13 protein-coding genes are annotated in these 16,350 nt (G+C 40.4%); 8 read left to right on the top strand and 5 right to left on the bottom strand.

The window, feature by feature from the left end; translation table 11 throughout:
- Positions 1-4: 4 nt before the first annotated feature.
- Positions 5-1,333, top strand: coding sequence for an ATP-dependent protease ATPase subunit HslU (gene hslU, locus ACOB80_RS11140; RefSeq protein WP_473165910.1), 1,329 nt, complete (start codon positions 5-7; stop codon positions 1,331-1,333).
- 71 nt (positions 1,334-1,404) lie between these two features.
- Here the strand turns inward: hslU and ACOB80_RS11135 are convergent, their stop codons facing one another.
- On the bottom strand, positions 1,405-3,264 hold the full coding sequence (locus tag ACOB80_RS11135) for a methyl-accepting chemotaxis protein (RefSeq protein WP_473165909.1): 1,860 nt from the start codon (positions 3,262-3,264) through the stop codon (positions 1,405-1,407).
- A gap of 109 nt (positions 3,265-3,373) precedes the next feature.
- A complete protein-coding gene (locus tag ACOB80_RS11130) occupies positions 3,374-5,074 on the bottom strand; it encodes a putative bifunctional diguanylate cyclase/phosphodiesterase (protein WP_473165908.1) in 1,701 nt (566 codons plus the stop codon).
- Between the two features lie 480 nt (positions 5,075-5,554).
- On the opposite strand from ACOB80_RS11130, the gene rraA reads away from it, so the two are divergent.
- A complete protein-coding gene (gene rraA, locus ACOB80_RS11125; protein WP_473165907.1) occupies positions 5,555-6,040 on the top strand; it encodes a ribonuclease E activity regulator RraA in 486 nt (161 codons plus the stop codon).
- A gap of 13 nt (positions 6,041-6,053) precedes the next feature.
- On the opposite strand, the gene ACOB80_RS11120 is transcribed toward rraA, so the two are convergent.
- Positions 6,054-7,934, bottom strand: a complete 1,881-nt coding sequence (locus tag ACOB80_RS11120; RefSeq protein WP_473165906.1) for an EAL domain-containing protein — start codon at positions 7,932-7,934, stop codon at positions 6,054-6,056.
- A gap of 91 nt (positions 7,935-8,025) precedes the next feature.
- A complete protein-coding gene (gene hutI / locus ACOB80_RS11115) occupies positions 8,026-9,276 on the bottom strand; it encodes an imidazolonepropionase (protein ID WP_473165905.1) in 1,251 nt (416 codons plus the stop codon).
- A gap of 154 nt (positions 9,277-9,430) precedes the next feature.
- Between hutI and hutC the strand changes: the two genes are divergently transcribed.
- From hutC to ACOB80_RS11085, 6 genes are all read left to right on the top strand, one after another.
- Positions 9,431-10,141 (top strand): histidine utilization transcriptional repressor HutC, encoded by a 711-nt coding sequence (gene hutC, locus ACOB80_RS11110; RefSeq protein ID WP_473165904.1) that lies wholly within the window; start codon positions 9,431-9,433, stop codon positions 10,139-10,141.
- A 32-nt stretch (positions 10,142-10,173) separates the two neighbouring features.
- Entirely contained in the window at positions 10,174-11,865 is a 1,692-nt protein-coding gene (hutU, locus tag ACOB80_RS11105; protein ID WP_473166283.1) for a urocanate hydratase, read from the top strand.
- A gap of 2 nt (positions 11,866-11,867) precedes the next feature.
- Positions 11,868-13,409: a histidine ammonia-lyase gene (hutH, locus tag ACOB80_RS11100; RefSeq protein ID WP_473165903.1), complete on the top strand. Its 1,542-nt coding sequence runs from the start codon at positions 11,868-11,870 to the stop codon at positions 13,407-13,409.
- A gap of 317 nt (positions 13,410-13,726) precedes the next feature.
- Complete coding sequence (locus ACOB80_RS11095; protein WP_473165902.1) at positions 13,727-14,179, top strand: NfeD family protein; 453 nt, start codon at positions 13,727-13,729, stop codon at positions 14,177-14,179.
- A 36-nt stretch (positions 14,180-14,215) separates the two neighbouring features.
- Positions 14,216-15,133, top strand: coding sequence for an SPFH domain-containing protein (locus ACOB80_RS11090; RefSeq protein ID WP_473165901.1), 918 nt, complete (start codon positions 14,216-14,218; stop codon positions 15,131-15,133).
- Positions 15,133-16,056, top strand: a complete 924-nt coding sequence (locus ACOB80_RS11085) for an SPFH domain-containing protein (protein WP_473165900.1) — start codon at positions 15,133-15,135, stop codon at positions 16,054-16,056. Before ACOB80_RS11090 ends, ACOB80_RS11085 begins: the two co-directional genes overlap by 1 nt.
- On the opposite strand, the gene ACOB80_RS11080 is transcribed toward ACOB80_RS11085, so the two are convergent.
- Positions 16,053-16,346 (bottom strand): hypothetical protein, encoded by a 294-nt coding sequence (locus ACOB80_RS11080; protein ID WP_473165899.1) that lies wholly within the window; start codon positions 16,344-16,346, stop codon positions 16,053-16,055. The two genes, ACOB80_RS11085 and ACOB80_RS11080, sit on opposite strands and share 4 nt — an antisense overlap.
- Positions 16,347-16,350 lie beyond the last annotated feature (4 nt).

Here is a 16,350-nt window from a genome sequence, read left to right as displayed (position 1 = left end):
TTACATGTCTAATATGACCCCTAGAGAAATTGTTTCTGAATTAGATAGCCATATTGTTGGTCAAGCAGATGCTAAACGAGCTGTGGCAATCGCGCTAAGAAACAGATGGCGTAGAATGCAGTTATCAGACGAGTTACGTCCTGAAGTAACGCCTAAGAACATTCTTATGATAGGCCCTACAGGTGTAGGTAAAACAGAGATTGCTCGTCGTTTAGCAAAGCTAGCAAATGCGCCTTTTATTAAAGTAGAAGCGACCAAGTTCACTGAAGTTGGTTATGTAGGTAAAGAAGTTGAAACGATTATCCGAGACCTTGCTGACATGGCATTTAAAATGACCAAAGAGCAAGAAATGGAGCGTGTGAAGCACAAAGCATTAGAGCAAGCTGAAGAAAGAATTCTTGATGTGCTATTACCAAACCCTCGTGACAGCTTTGGCAATGAAGAAACGACTGATAATTCATCAACTCGACAAGTTTTCCGTAAAAAATTACGTGAAGGAAAACTGGATGACAAAGAAATTGAACTGGATTTAGCTGCTCCACAAATGGGTGTTGAAATTATGGCACCTCCGGGTATGGAAGATATGACCTCACAGTTACAGAATATGTTCCAAAACTTGTCAAACGACAAAACCAGTAAGCGTAAACTTAAAATTAAGGACGCATTTAAAGCCTTGCAAGAAGAAGAAGCTGCAAAGATTGTTAACCAAGAAGATATTAAGGTTAAAGCACTCGAAGCCGTGGAACAAAATGGTATTGTTTTCATTGATGAAATAGACAAAATTTGTAAGCGAGGCGACACATCTGGTCCAGATGTTTCTCGTGAAGGTGTTCAGCGTGATTTACTGCCACTTGTAGAAGGATCAACCGTATCGACTAAGCACGGTATGGTAAAAACCGATCACATTTTATTTATTGCTTCAGGCGCTTTCCAAATGGCAAAACCGTCTGATTTGATCCCTGAACTGCAAGGCCGTTTACCGATTCGTGTTGAGTTACAAGCGTTAACGAGCAAAGATTTTGTTCGCATTCTTACCGAGCCAAACGCTTCTTTAACAGAACAATATACTGCCCTAATGGCGACAGAGGGTGTGGATCTTTCATTCAGTGAAGACGGCATAGAAGCGATAGCGAATGCTGCTTGGCAAGTAAACGAGTCTACGGAAAATATTGGTGCTCGTCGCCTACATACAATGATGGAAAGATTAACAGAAGAGATTTCCTATAGTGCAAACGATAGAGGCGGCGAATCAATTGTTATTGATAAAGCCTATGTCGATAACACCTTAAATGATGTTGTACAAAACGAAGACTTAAGTCGCTTCATTCTTTAGTCATTCTGCATCAACAAAAAAGCCTTAACAGTTCGTTAAGGCTTTTTTATGTCGACATAAAAACCGGCTAGTTAGACATTAAACTGGTTAACTTCTTTATCTAGCACTTCCGCTTGCTGTGATAGCTCTTCACTCATTTCAGCATTCTGGAAAGCTGCCTGTCCTGATTGCTCGGCTACATCTCGAATCATTACTACATGTTCATTTACTTCAGAGGCAACAGTACTTTGCTCTTGAATTGCCGTTGCGATAGCAGTATTCATTTCCATTATCGTTGATACATCTTGGGTAATTTCTTCTAGCATTTCACCGGCAGATGATGCCTGATCAGCACTCTCTTGACCCTGTTGTCTACATGCAGCCATGTGCGAAACGATATCTTTAGTACGACTTTGCAGAGAACTTATTATACCTTCAATTTCTTGTGTAGAATCTTGTGTTCGACTTGCTAATGTTCTTACTTCGTCAGCAACAACGGCAAAGCCTCGACCTTGTTCTCCAGCTCGAGCAGCTTCAATCGCGGCATTTAACGCTAACAAGTTAGTTTGCTCAGCAATCCCACGAATAACATCTAATACAGAGCCAATGGTATCACTGTCTTTTGCCAACTCTTGAACGACGTTTTCAGATTCTAATAAAGTATTAGACAACTGATCAATTTGGGCGATGGTTGAATCGACACCCGATTTACCTTTTTCAGCGTTGTGGTGGGTAGTTTCGGCTTTGTTTGCCGCTTCATGGGTATTATTTGCAATCTCATCTACGGTCGCAACCATCTCTGTAACGGCGGTAGCAACTAAGTCAGTTTGTTGAATTTGCGTATCAACACCTTCATTCGCTTTATGAATGTTTTCAGATAGATTTTGTGTCGCTTCGTTAACGGTATCGACCGAATGGTTTACTTCAACGATGAGGTTCTTAAAGCTGCGAATCATTAAATTAAACACATTGGCCATTTCAGCAAGTTCATCTTTATTGGTAGAAACCACCTCAATAGATAAATCTTTGGTGTCTGACACGCGATTCATGGTGTCTTTCATGTTATTAATGCCATCTAGAATTGATTTAGCGATATAGAATGCAAACCCAGTGGCTATTATTAAAATGACCAAAAACACACTTACTGATAAGGTACCCACAAAAGCGGTGTGTTCTTCAACGGTTTGAATACTTGCTGCCAATAACGCCTCTAGCATTTTGTCTACTTGGTGAACGGCGTTTCGCATATCACCTTGCAATCCTTGGTCGGCTTTATAGCCTAATTGTCGTTGTGCATCGGTAAGCTCTTTAAAGGAACTTTGGTAGACACCAATACTACTAATGATTTCTTCCTTCACATCATCAGATAAATCGCTGCCTCTTACATAGTCTACAAAGTTGGCCGCATTATTGTTCCAACGAGTCACATATTTGTCGTCTAAACGCAGCATATAGTCTTTTTCATTACGTCTTAGCTGCAACATATCGCTTAGCATTTTGTAGTCAGAGTCACCAATTAACGACTCTACATTATGAACAGCAGATCTTAATTTGCCGTAAAGCCCATCTTTTGGATGTAAGCCTATTCTTTTCTGGGCATTAACTAACGCAGTAAACCCTTTTTCGTAATCGTTAAGAACGCGCTTTAAGTTTGCTATTTCCGGGCGTTCATTGCCAATAGCAATAAATAACTCATCCAACGTATTGGTGTTTGCAATAAGAGCGCTATAGTTTTTCTGAAATTTATCATGGTAACTGGTATCTTTTCGCGCGATGAAGTCTTTTTCGTTTCGCCTCAACTGCAAAACGCCAACTTCCACTTCCCCTAGTTTACGGGCGACTTCAATGTCACTTTTTAGTGAAGACTCTGAAAAGGTAATCAGTGCCAGCATAAAAATCATAGCTAATGCCAAAATAGAGGTATTAGCGATTAGTTTGTGCTTAATTAACATACGAAACGTGCCCTAAATCAATATACGTTATACTTATCATTAGTAAGTATAGACGTTATCGGCACAAGTATAGGAATTTATAGAGGTTTGTTACTCTTTTTTTACGACTTTATGACTTCTGAAAATATTTAACCAGCTTTTCATTAGGCAACGGAGGATTTATCAAGAACCCTTGGACCGCGTCACAGCCAAGTTTTCTTAATAAATCGAGTTGCTCTTGGTGTTCGACCCCTTCAGCGAGAACACGCTTACCTAAGCCATGAGAAAGACGGATCATGGATTTAACTATCGTTAAATCAGAATCATTACTAGCAAAGTCTGTAATAAAACTTTTATCAATTTTTATCTTATCGATGGGAAGCTCACGCAAGTAAGCCAAAGAAGAGTAACCTGTACCAAAATCGTCAATAGACACTTTGATCCCCATGTTTTGCAGGGTAACAATGGTATCCATGGCGCTGTCCATATCCGTAATAACAACGTTTTCAGTAATTTCTAGCTCTAAATAATTTGGAGAAATATCATACTTTAAAAGTAACCCTTGAATTTTAGCGACTAGTTTAGGGTCTTGGAATTCTGGCGCACTAATATTTACGGCGATGGTAATTCGCCTTTTAAACCTTTGATACCACTCGTTAATCGTTTGACAAGCCAGTTCTAAAACGTAGTTATCTAACTCAGCGTTCAAACCTAAAGAGGAAAAGTCGTCTAAAAATTCATTTGGTGCAAGAACACCGCGCTCAGGATGATTCCAGCGTACTAATGCTTCAACCGCCTCTATACGATTATTTAACAAGTTTAGCTGCGGCTGAAAATATAAAACAAACTCCTTGTTAGCAATACCACGACGCAAATCCTTCTCGACCTCAGGCAATTGCCTCACGTCAACCTGCATTCCTGAAGTAAACTGAACGCTAGGAATATTATTACTTTCTGCCTGGAATAAGGCCAAGTTTGCTTTATGCAAAAGATCTTCAGCTTCTGTTCCATCATAGGGCGCTAAACAATAACCAACACTAGCTTGGAGGTGAATTTCTTGTCGACTAACAGTATAAGGGCGAGAAATGAGATCCTGAAGATGCTGAGCAGCCTTTGGCAATTGGTTATCTTCATTTATTTCTATTGCAAAAACAAAGGAGTCGCCACTTATCCGTCCAACAAGCTTTGGCAATAGAATACTCTCTGTTAACCGTTTGGCAATTCTACCTAAAATCAGGTCACCCGTTTTAAGACCATAGGTATCGTTAATGGACTTAAATCGCTTTATGTCTATCAGGTAAATCGCAAGTTTTAATTTACTCTCGACAACGCTATTAATCGCGGTCGGTAGCTTTTCCATGACTTGCTCTCGGTTTAAAGCGCCAGTTAATGAGTCATGTTTACCTAAGTATCTTGCTCGACTTATCGCAATTTCTGCTTCATATCTTTCTGCACCTTGCATCCACACTAAAAGACCAATACTTAATAGGGCTATACAGGCAAAGTCGAAATACATAACCACTTGCTTAGCTTCGATAAACCAAGCATCTTGAAGCATAACAACCGATAAAAATGAAAACAGCAAATAACGAATCGCAAGTAATGCACTCAATACGGTTAAAGCACGCGCTGCTATTATTTTTTTACCTTGTGCTATTAGCAACATAGCAATAAGTAAATAGATACCTGAAAAGATAAAGTCAGCTAAACTTTCCCTTAAATATATCCTTGAGTACACAGCATACAAATCAAAAGCAAAGGCGAATGTGGAAAAAGTCGCTATTAAAAAAGCAACAACAGCTGTTGGTTTGACCCAGCTTTGATATTTCATTCTATTTTTACTAGTAAAAATAAAACCAAATAATAAAAACGTAAGAAAAAAGTTTTTTCCGAGTAAAGACAAATAAACGAGTAAGACTTTTACCCAATGCGTATCGAGTAAAAAATCCAAATAATGGATACCCGCTTTAGATACCAAACTAATGGTTAAAGCAATAAAACTCCAGAACCAGAACTTAACATATTTACGTTTTAAACCAAGGTTATAATAAACAAGGAGAAAACTAACCGAAGCCGTCAAGCAAGCCTGAAAAAAATAAAAAAAACTAACAGCTACAGCACTATTTGCCGCCATGTATTTTTACCCAGTAAACAAAATTTTTTGTATAAGAGACGCATTAAATCTATTTTTCCGCGTTTTTACAAGGGTAATTTAACAATCCTTAATGACTATCGCTTGTACCCTTTGGTCACGATTGTATACTATTAACTTAAAAGTTAACTTTAGTACTCAAGGTATTAAGGAGAAATTGTGGAATACAATACTTCAGAATTATGCAACTTATACGCAGACCTTATTGACGTGGTCGAGCCTATTTTTTGCAATTACGGTGGCAGAAACTCCTTTGGTGGTAAAGTAGTAACGATTAAATGTTTTGAACAAAATGGACTCATTACGCAAACTATTGAACAAGACGGAACCGGAAAAGTACTAGTGATCGATGGTGGGGGCTCTACTCGACGAGCACTCATAGACGCCTATATTGCAGAAGCTGCTTTGAAAAACGGCTGGGAAGGCATTATTTGTTTCGGCAGTGTTCGCGATGTGGATGCATTGGAAGATATAGAAATAGGCCTTCAAGGGTTAGTTTCAATACCTGTTGGTGCAACAGACGAAGAAGTAGGCGAAACCGATTTACCTGTCAACTTTGGCGGTGTGACCTTCTTACCAGACGATCATATTTATGCGGATAACACCGGTATCATTCTTTCACCTGACGCATTAGATATAGAGTAAATAATACATACAGTTAACTGGCTTTTTGCCAGTTAACAAGCCATTCTTCCAATTGATTTAACGCTAAGCCAGAGTGGATAACTTTGCCTTGGATAGTGTCGCCACCAATCTCTAAAATAGCTTTTTGCGTTGATTGACGATTAATTTCTGTCGCAATAACAGGTATTTCCATTTTGCGAATGACATTAACTAAAGCCGTTACAATCGTTTTATCCGCTGTATATCTGTCTTGCTCACTTAAATGAAAGCAATCTATTTTCACTTGTGCTATTGACGCTTTTCTTAGATATTTAAGGGCTTCATAACTACCAGAAAAATCATCTACTGCAACTTGAATACCCAATGCACGAAGTTGATCTATCATCATTCTCGCTCGAAAAGCACCGCTAAGTAAAATACCCTCGCTAATTTCGATCACAAGATTATCTAACGGAACAGAGCGTTTTTGCGCTTGCTCTTCAATAAAGTCGGCTAATTCTGGTTGCAGTAAATCTTGACTGGATAAGTTAATTGAGACCTTAAGTTCTTCTTGACTATTTTTCGCTAAAACCACTAACAAATCTAATGCTGCGCTAATGCTTAGCTGGGTGATCATATAGATAACACCTGTATTCTCTACAAGGCGCATAAATTGTTTATGCTCAAGCTGCTCATTTAACACCGAGGATGGGTCAAAAACGACTTCGAATCCTTTTACTTTTCTTGTTGAAGCCGATACTTGCGGTTGATAAAGACAATTAGCTCGTCCTTCCTCTAGCGCGCTACGCACCTTTTCCATATTTGATAGCTGGTATTCGCTAAATATCTCAGACTCATGATTATAATACGCCAACGGGCTAGCTGAGCGCTCCGCAAGCAAGAGCGCATCACTTGTTTGCGCTATCATTAAATTTGCTGAGAAATTGCTTGAGGGTAAATTTGCACCAAAAGTGAGTTCATAATTTAATGAAAAATTTCTAAAGCTCATCGCTTTAGGAGCAACTTCTGTAAGCTCTTTTGCCACACTTTCTAATACGATTTTGATTGGATGTTGGCATTTTCTTTTGTCAATAACGACGAGAAAGTCTAAGCCATTGAGTCGACAAACACGCTCAGGGCTACTCGCCATGCCAAAATTAACCAGCAATTGATTATCCCGAGTAAATTTCGCTAATTTATAGGCAAACTGTAACAACATTAGGTCTGAATTTTGATGGCCAATTACTCGGTTTACTTGAGAAAAATTTAGCGGTTTAAAGGCGAGAAAAGCAAAATCTGATGTTTGGGCTTCTTGTAATTTATCGTCAATAATGGCAATGGCTTGTGCCAGAGAAGGCAAATTTGTGACGGTGTCTCGATATGGTGTAACTAAATAACTATTTTCCTCTTCCTTACTAGCACTATTAGCGTTTTTGTTCTCACTGCCTTGCTGCTTAGGCGCTACTAACAACATGACACAAATTGCAATTAGTTGCGCGGCAAAAAGATAATCGCTAAAAATCATTACCGACAAATAATTACTAGTAACGAAAGCGCCAAACAACACCCCAACAAGAGATGCATTGACGATTGTTAAAGCTCTGTTAGTTTCTGACTTTATTAATAAAATTAAAAATACTGATGCAAAGCTGTATACGGTAAGCGCAACAAGCTGTAATAGTTGCTGACCAAAAGCATGAAAGCCAACAAAACTAACAAAAACCACAAGAGCAGTTGCACTGATTTTTGACGAGAGTGATCTTGTTACTAACGTAACTAATGCCGTGAGAAGAATAGCTCCACAAGCTATCGATACAGGTAAACTAATACTAACGGCACTTTCAACTGAAGAACTTAAAGCATAGGCTGGTTCAGCAATAAACAAGAATACACAAAGTGCAAAACAGCCAAGACCTAAAAAGCGATTAACACACATGTTAACTGATAACCCTACAAATACAGCATTGCTAGTTAATAAGCCTAACTAAGTATTAACGCTTTGTACAGTTACCAATTGAAGGCACTAACTAGTTAGCTGTCACCTGCACACCTTTTTGATAAAGGCACATTAACGGGTTTACGCCAAATTGATAGCTTAATTCTGCAGGGTGTTCAATATCCCAAAGCGCAAGATCGGCGTCAAAGCCTAGTTTTAGCTGGCCTTTTCTGTTTGATAGACCCAATGCTTGAGCGCCATTTCGAGTAACGCCAGCAAGCGCTTCTTGTGGTGTTAGTTTAAAAAGAGTACATGCCATATTAAGCATCAATGGCAGATTACAGATAGGAGAAGAGCCAGGATTGGTATCGGTAGCAATTGCCATAGGCACCTGATATTTGCGCAATAATTCTATTGGCGGTAACTGCGTTTCTCTTAAAAAGTAAAACGCGCCTGGTAAAAGTACCGCAGTCATGCCACTTTCTTTCATCGCCTTAACACCAGCTTCGTCTAAGAACTCAATGTGATCTGAGGAAAGCGCTTTATATCTTGCGGCGAGCTCAGTGCCCCCCAAATTAGATAGCTGTTCCGCATGTACTTTTATATCTAACCCATTTTCTTTCGCTGCTTTGAAAACACGTTCCGTTTGTGCGGCAGAAAAGCCAATAGATTCGCAAAAAACATCAACGGTATCAGCTAACTCCCCCTTAACGACAGCAGGGATCATTTCATCGCAAACTAAGTCGATATAATCATCCGCTCTACCCGAAAATTCAGCAGGAAGCGCATGAGCGCCAAGAAATGTCTTTCGTATTTCAATTTGATATGAGGCTGCTAACTCTTTGGCAACCTTGAGCATTTTTAACTCATTTTCTACATCTAGCCCATAACCAGACTTAATTTCAACCGTGGTTACGCCCTGCTGTTGTAACGCCTTTAATCTTTTACTCGCAGATATAAATAATGATTCTTCGCTTGCTTCTCTAGTTGCCTTTACCGTAGAAACAATGCCGCCGCCAGCTTCGGCAATTTCTTGGTAACTTGCTCCTGTCAACCTCATTTCAAATTCATTGGCACGATTACCACCAAATACTAAATGAGTATGACAATCTATTAACCCTGGGGTTAACCACTTCCCTTGGCAGTCGACGATATCAATTTGGTCATTTTCAATACTAGGTAACTCGTCTTCTTTACCAACCCAAACAATTTTTCCATCAGCAATAGCAAGTGCTGCATTTTTAATTTCGCCATAGCCAATGGTTTCTTCAGCCATAGTAGCTAAGTGAACATTTTTAAAAATTGTTTGGCAATCTGACCAATTTGAGAAGTTGTTTGTCATGAAAATTCGGAAGAGTCATTTGAAAGTAGCGTTACTTTAGCTCACAAAGGGATGATATGCAAACTTGTATATACAAGTGTTGACGAAAAGTGCTTTTCATGAGATTGTATATACAAGCTATACTTTACCTACTCATTATCTGGGACAACACGCAATGACGCAACCAAAAGCCGCTAAATTCATGCTGATAAAGGAACACATTTGCCAAAAAATTGAATCAGGTGAATGGCTACAACACAGTAAAGTTCCCTCAGAAAATGAACTTGCCGAGGCATTTTCCGTGAGTCGCATGACGGCTCGACGAGCGCTTCAAGAACTGACCGAGCAAGGCTTATTGGTTCGAACGCAAGGAGCAGGTACGTTTGTTGCTACCTTCAAATCACAGTCTTCGATTTTAGAAATAAGAAATATTGCAGACGAAATCACCGACAGAGGGCACTCTCATTCGTCAAAACAAATCGTTCTTGAAGAAAAAGAGGTAAGTGAAGAATTATCTATTCTTTTAGGGGCTAAACAAGGCGATAAAGTGTTCTATTCAGAAATATTGCACTTTGAAAACGAGCAACCTATTCAGTTAGAACAACGTTTCGTTAACCCAAAGTTAGCACCTGATTATTTAAAACAAGACTTTGCGCAGCTAACACCTCATGAATACCTTTCGCACGTTGCACCTTTAACGGAAGCAACTCACGAAATAGAGGCTGTTCTAGCCGATGACAACGTCAACCAGCTACTTGAAATTAGTAACACATCTCCTTGCCTACAAGTCAAACGACGTACTTGGTCTAGTCAAGGGGTGGTTAGTCTGGCTGTGCTTACCTCTCCTGGTGATAAGTACCGTTTAGGCAGCCATTTAACATTTTAATACAATACATACATGAGAACATAACCATGACAATCAATAACCGTTTAGATACGAGTCGCAATATAAAAGCGGCAACAGGCAGTGAAATTACTGCCAAATCTTGGCTAACAGAAGCCGCAAAGCGCATGTTGATGAACAACTTAGACGAACAAGTTGCTGAGCATCCACAGTCACTAGTTGTTTACGGTGGTATTGGCCGCGCCGCGCGAGATTGGGAATGCTTCGATAAAATCGTAGAAACGTTAGATAGATTAGAAGACAACGAAACGCTTCTTGTTCAATCAGGTAAACCAGTGGGTGTTTTCCAAACACATGCAGACGCACCTCGCGTGCTTATTGCTAATTCGAACCTAGTACCAAATTGGGCAAACTGGGAACACTTCAATGAATTAGATAAGCAAGGTTTAATGATGTACGGCCAAATGACGGCAGGTTCATGGATTTACATTGGCTCTCAAGGCATCGTTCAAGGTACTTATGAAACGTTTGTCGCTATGGCTAAGCAACACTTTAATGGTGACGCCAGTGGTAAGTGGGTACTTACTGGTGGATTAGGCGGTATGGGTGGTGCTCAGCCACTAGCTGCGACTATGGCTGGTTTTTCTGCACTAGTGGTTGAATGTGATGAATCTCGCATCGACTTTAGACTTAACACTCGTTATGTTGACAAAAAAGCAACAAACCTAGACGAAGCATTAGCAATGATTAACGCAGCGTGTGAAAAAGGTGAAGCTGTTTCTGTTGGTTTACTTGGCAATGCTGCAGATGTATTTGCAGAACTTGTTAAGCGTGGTATTACACCAGATGTTGTTACAGACCAAACATCAGCACACGATCCATTAAACGGTTACTTACCACAGAACTGGACCATGGAACACGCTGCTGAAATGCGTAAAAAAGACGAAGCAGCCGTGGTAAAAGCAGCTAAGCAGTCAATGGCTGTTCAAGTACAAGCGATGCTAACACTTCAAGAGCGCGGCGCAGCAACAACAGACTATGGTAACAACATACGCCAAATGGCGTTAGAAGAAGGCGTAGCTAACGCGTTCGATTTCCCTGGATTCGTTCCTGCATACATTCGCCCACTATTTTGTGAAGGCGTGGGCCCTTTCCGTTGGGTAGCGTTATCTGGCGATCCAGAAGATATTTATAAGACTGACCAAAAAGTAAAAGAGTTAATTCCTAATGACCCTCATTTACATAATTGGTTAGATATGGCGAAAGAACGCATTTCTTTCCAGGGCCTTCCAGCACGTATCTGCTGGGTTGGCTTAAAAGATCGTGCTCGCTTAGCGGTAGCATTTAACGAAATGGTAAAAAATGGTGAACTAAAAGCACCTATTGTTATTGGTCGAGATCACTTAGATTCAGGCTCTGTAGCATCGCCTAACCGTGAAACTGAAAGCATGAAAGATGGTTCTGATGCCGTATCTGATTGGCCTTTATTAAACGCTCTACTTTCTACTTCAGGCGGTGCAACTTGGGTTAGTTTGCATCACGGTGGTGGCGTAGGCATGGGCTTTAGCCAACACTCAGGTGTAGTTATTGTCGCAGATGGTACTGATGCAGCCGAAGCTCGACTATCACGTGTTCTATGGAACGACCCTGGTACAGGCGTTATGCGTCATGCTGATGCAGGTTACGATATCGCAATTAAGTGTGCGCAAGAACAAGGTTTAGACTTACCTATGGTTCCTGGTGCAAACGGCAAGAAAGGGGCTTAATCATGATTACTGAATTAAATATTATCCCAGGTAAGTTAACGCTAGCTCAGCTTAGAGCTGTTAGCCGCTATGATGGTATCAAGTACTCTCTTGACGAGTCAGCATTTGACGAAATAAATAAGAGTGCTCAAGCCGTACAAGACGTAATTAACCGTGATCAAGTTGTTTACGGTATCAACACAGGCTTTGGTTTACTTGCCAATACACGCATCAAAAAAGAAGAGTTAGAGCTTCTACAACGCTCAATTGTACTTTCACACTCAGCCGGCTTTGGCGAGTACATGGAAGATGCTACCGTTCGCTTGATGATGGTATTAAAAATTAACTCTCTATCTAGAGGCTTTTCGGGTATTCGCCTCGAAGTTATCCAAGCATTGATTGCTCTGCTAAACGCCGAAGTTTACCCATGTGTTCCTAAAAAAGGCTCTGTTGGCGCTTCTGGCGACTTAGCCCCTCTATCTCACATGGTATTACCGTTGCTTGGAGAAGGTGAAATGTCTCACCAAGACCAAGTAATTTCAGCAGAAGAAGGGTTAAAAATTGCAGGGCTCGAGCCACTAACGTTAGCCGCTAAAGAAGGCTTAGCGTTATTAAACGGTACGCAAGCTTCAACGACCTTCGCACTAGAAGGGCTATTTTTGGCAGAAGATTTATTTGCTGCTGGTGTTACTATCGGTGCGATGTCTGTAGAAGCTGCACTCGGCTCTCGTGCCCCATTTGACGACAGAGTACATCAAGTGCGTGGGCAACAAGGTCAAATCGATGCAGCTGCTGCTTACCGCTACGTACTAACGAGTGATTCAGAAATTGCAGGCTCGCATATTGATTGTGAAAAAGTGCAAGATCCATATTCATTACGCTGTCAGCCACAAGTGATGGGTGCTTGTTTAACACAAATTCGCCAGGCAGCTGAAGTGTTACACGTTGAAGCAAATGGCGTCACAGACAACCCATTAGTATTTGCTAACGAAGGTGACTTCATTTCTGCTGGTAACTTCCACGCTGAGCCTGTGGCTATGGCGGCTGATAACCTAGCACTTGCTATTGCTGAGATTGGCTCTTTATCTGAGCGTAGAATGGCATTACTTATCGATGCAAGTTTAAGTAAATTACCACCATTTTTAGTTGAGAACGGTGGTGTAAATTCTGGATTTATGATTGCACAAGTGACATCGGCTGCACTTGCTTCAGAAAACAAGACGCTTGCTCACCCAGCATCAGTAGACAGCTTGCCAACATCGGCTAACCAAGAAGACCACGTCTCTATGGCAGCTTTTGCTGGCCGTCGTTTAACTGACATGGCGGAAAATACCAACGGTGTACTTGCAGTTGAATACCTAGCAGCAGCTCAAGGCCTAGACTTTAGGGCACCGCTTAAAAGCTCACAGCGTGTAGAAACAGCGAAAGCTATCTTGAGAGAGTATGTCGCTTACTATGATAAAGATAGATACTTCGCACCTGATATCGCTGAAGCTTCAGGCATCATCGCAGAAGCCGACTTAAATGCATTAATGCCAGCATCATTGTTACCAAGTTTGCACTAAATTTTGTAACTTAATGTGTACATTTTAAAAGGGAGCTCAAGCTCCCTTTTTTATTTCAACTGTGTGTAAAGCTCGCGTTTTTATAAGCGCCCTAATCGATTTAGCATCGATTTCTCCCTCAACTTCAAGCTTAATGTTCCACATAATTTTCCAGTTTCAAAATAAAAAACCCAATCAGATTTGACATATTATGTCTCGATTGATAACGTAAAGGTTACGTACAAGAAACAAACTGTTTACTTTGTGCTATGATTGCATAGATAGGTACACAAACACTGGAATTGTTGAGTGTACTTAACGTACTCAAGGAGTTAGCCGTGGAATTAATATTATCGTTTGAAACTTGGATTGTTCTTGCCATTTTATTTTCCTGCCTAGAAATTTTTATTCCAGGCGGCATATTACTCAATTTGGGTATCGCTTCATTACTCGTCGCAATTGGTGTACAACAACAACTTCTCGACACATGGGCTATCACACTCACAGCCTGGTTTATTTGTGCATCTATTCTTTTATTTGTTCTCTACTTCTTTACTGAAAAGTTTTTTAAAGGAGAGCAAACTATCGGCAATATTCACGAAGAATTGGACATCTTTGGTCAAGAAGTCACTGTTATTGAAAGCATAGGCCCTGGCACTCAAGCTGGTCGCGTAGAGTTTCAAGGCAGTACTTGGACAGCTCTTGGAGATGGCAGTGAAATTATTGCTGGAAGCCATGCAACCATAGTTTGTAAAGACAACATTTCGCTCGTTGTTGAACCACTTAAATAACGACCACTAAAAACAAAAACTAATGGAGAGTTAACTATGTTAGCTACGCTTACCTTTGGCTTTTTGGCGCTACTGTTTATTATTGTCAAATTAGTCTTAATTGTTCAAATGAAAGAAGTCTGCGTTATTGAACGACTAGGAAAGTTTCGTGCGGTTATGCAACCAGGCATGCACTTTCTCATTCCGTTCATTGACCGCGTCGCCTATCGACACGAAACACGCGAACAAGTATTAGACATCCCCTCCCAGAGCTGTATTTCTAAAGATAATATTCAAATTGATGTCGACGGACTGGTTTACATCCAAGTCATGGATGGAGCAAAAGCTAGCTATGGTATCGAAGACTATCGTCGCGCCAGCGTTAACTTAGCGCAAACAACGATGCGCTCTGAAATTGGCAAGCTCAATTTAAGTCAAACGTTTTCAGAACGTGATGCGCTCAACGAAACTATTGTGCAAGAAATAGATAAAGCGTCTGATCCTTGGGGCATCAAGGTTTTGCGTTATGAAGTTCGCAATATAACCCCTTCACCAAATGTTGTGCATACCCTCGAAAAACAAATGGAAGCAGAACGACAAAAACGCGCTGAGATCACTTTAGCGGAGGCTGAAAAGCAATCGACCATCAATTTGTCAGAAGGCCAGCGCCAAGAGGCGATTAATCTTTCTGAAGGCGATAAACAGCGACAAATTAACGAAGCTCATGGTCGAGCTAAAGAGATAGAAATACTCACGAAAGCAACCACAGAAGGTATAAACCTTATCGCGCAAGCTGCATCTCAACCTGGCGGTGAGCAAGCAATAAAAATGCGCTTGATGGAACAGTTCATTCAGCAGTCAGGGGCGATTTTGAAGTCTGCAGATGTATCAGTGCTTCCTACTGAAGTTGCCAAACTTGAAGGTTTTTTTCAAGGGTTAGAAACCGTCACTAATACAACAAAAGGAGCAAAGTAATGGATGCACCATCAGTAGCAAATTTAGATATTGTTATTTTAGCAATTTGGGCCGCTATTTTTCTTTACCTTGCCTTTAAATTTATCCAAGCGATTTGCTTGGTACCAACAAAATCTGCTTATGTAGTGGAAAGATTAGGTAAATACAGGTGCACGCTAGAAGCGGGGTTTCACTTACTACTGCCCTTTATCGACCGTGTCGCCTTTGTGCAAGATTTAAAAGAAGAAACGATAGATGTACCACCACAAGAGTGTTTCTCCAAAGACGAAGTTAATGTCGAAGTTGATGGAGTAATTTATATCCAAGTTGTAGATCCGTTAAAGGCAAGCTATGGCATCACTGACTATAGATTTGCAGCAATGCAACTAGCACAAACAACAACACGTTCAGTCATTGGTACGCTTGATTTAGACAGAACCTTTGAAGAACGCGACATTATCAGTGCCAAAGTCGTAGAAGTATTGGACAAAGCTGGAGAAGTTTGGGGAATTCGAGTTCATCGTTACGAAATTAAAAACATAACACCACCGCTGACTGTCAAAAATGCCATGGAACTTCAGGTAAATGCTGAACGAGAAAAACGCGCTATTTTAGCGAAAAGCCTCGGCGAAAAGGCAAGTCGTATTAATCATTCTGAAGGTGAAAAAACCGAAATGATTAATATTTCAGAAGGTGAGAAGCAACGAAGAATCAATGCTGCAGAAGGTAAAGCAGCTGAGATCCTGGCAATTGCTACGGCAACAAGCGATGCAATAGCAAAAGTAGCTAATGCGATAGAACAGCCCGGTGGCGATCTAGCCATTGAAATGCAATTAAATGAACAATATTTGCGTAACCTAAACGGGTTAGACTCTGCTAAAACGAAAGTGGTTCTGCCTGCTAACCTCCTAGATTTCGAGCACTGGCAAACCAAACTTCGTTAAATCATCAGTATGCCGATGAAGGCTAATAAGATCAGCGATAATATTACCCATATTTTATCGCTGATCACATTAAGTTTATTGTTCTTTAGTTTTCTTAATTGTGTGATAAACACATAAAAAATAGTTGCGAGCAACGCCGTTACAAAGTGAATTCCAATAGACTCAAGCGTTGTATTATTATCCCAGTAAAACTGAACGCCATAGTGGTTTACATAAACCAAATTTAAAATAAATGCGTGAGAAAACAAACACACAAAAAGTAATACAGGCTTAGATTTTAAAAATTGCATATTC

This window comes from Thalassotalea coralli (genome assembly GCF_055786205.1).
Note: the sequence above shows the minus strand (reverse complement) of the source record. Positions and strands in the feature narration are given on the sequence as shown.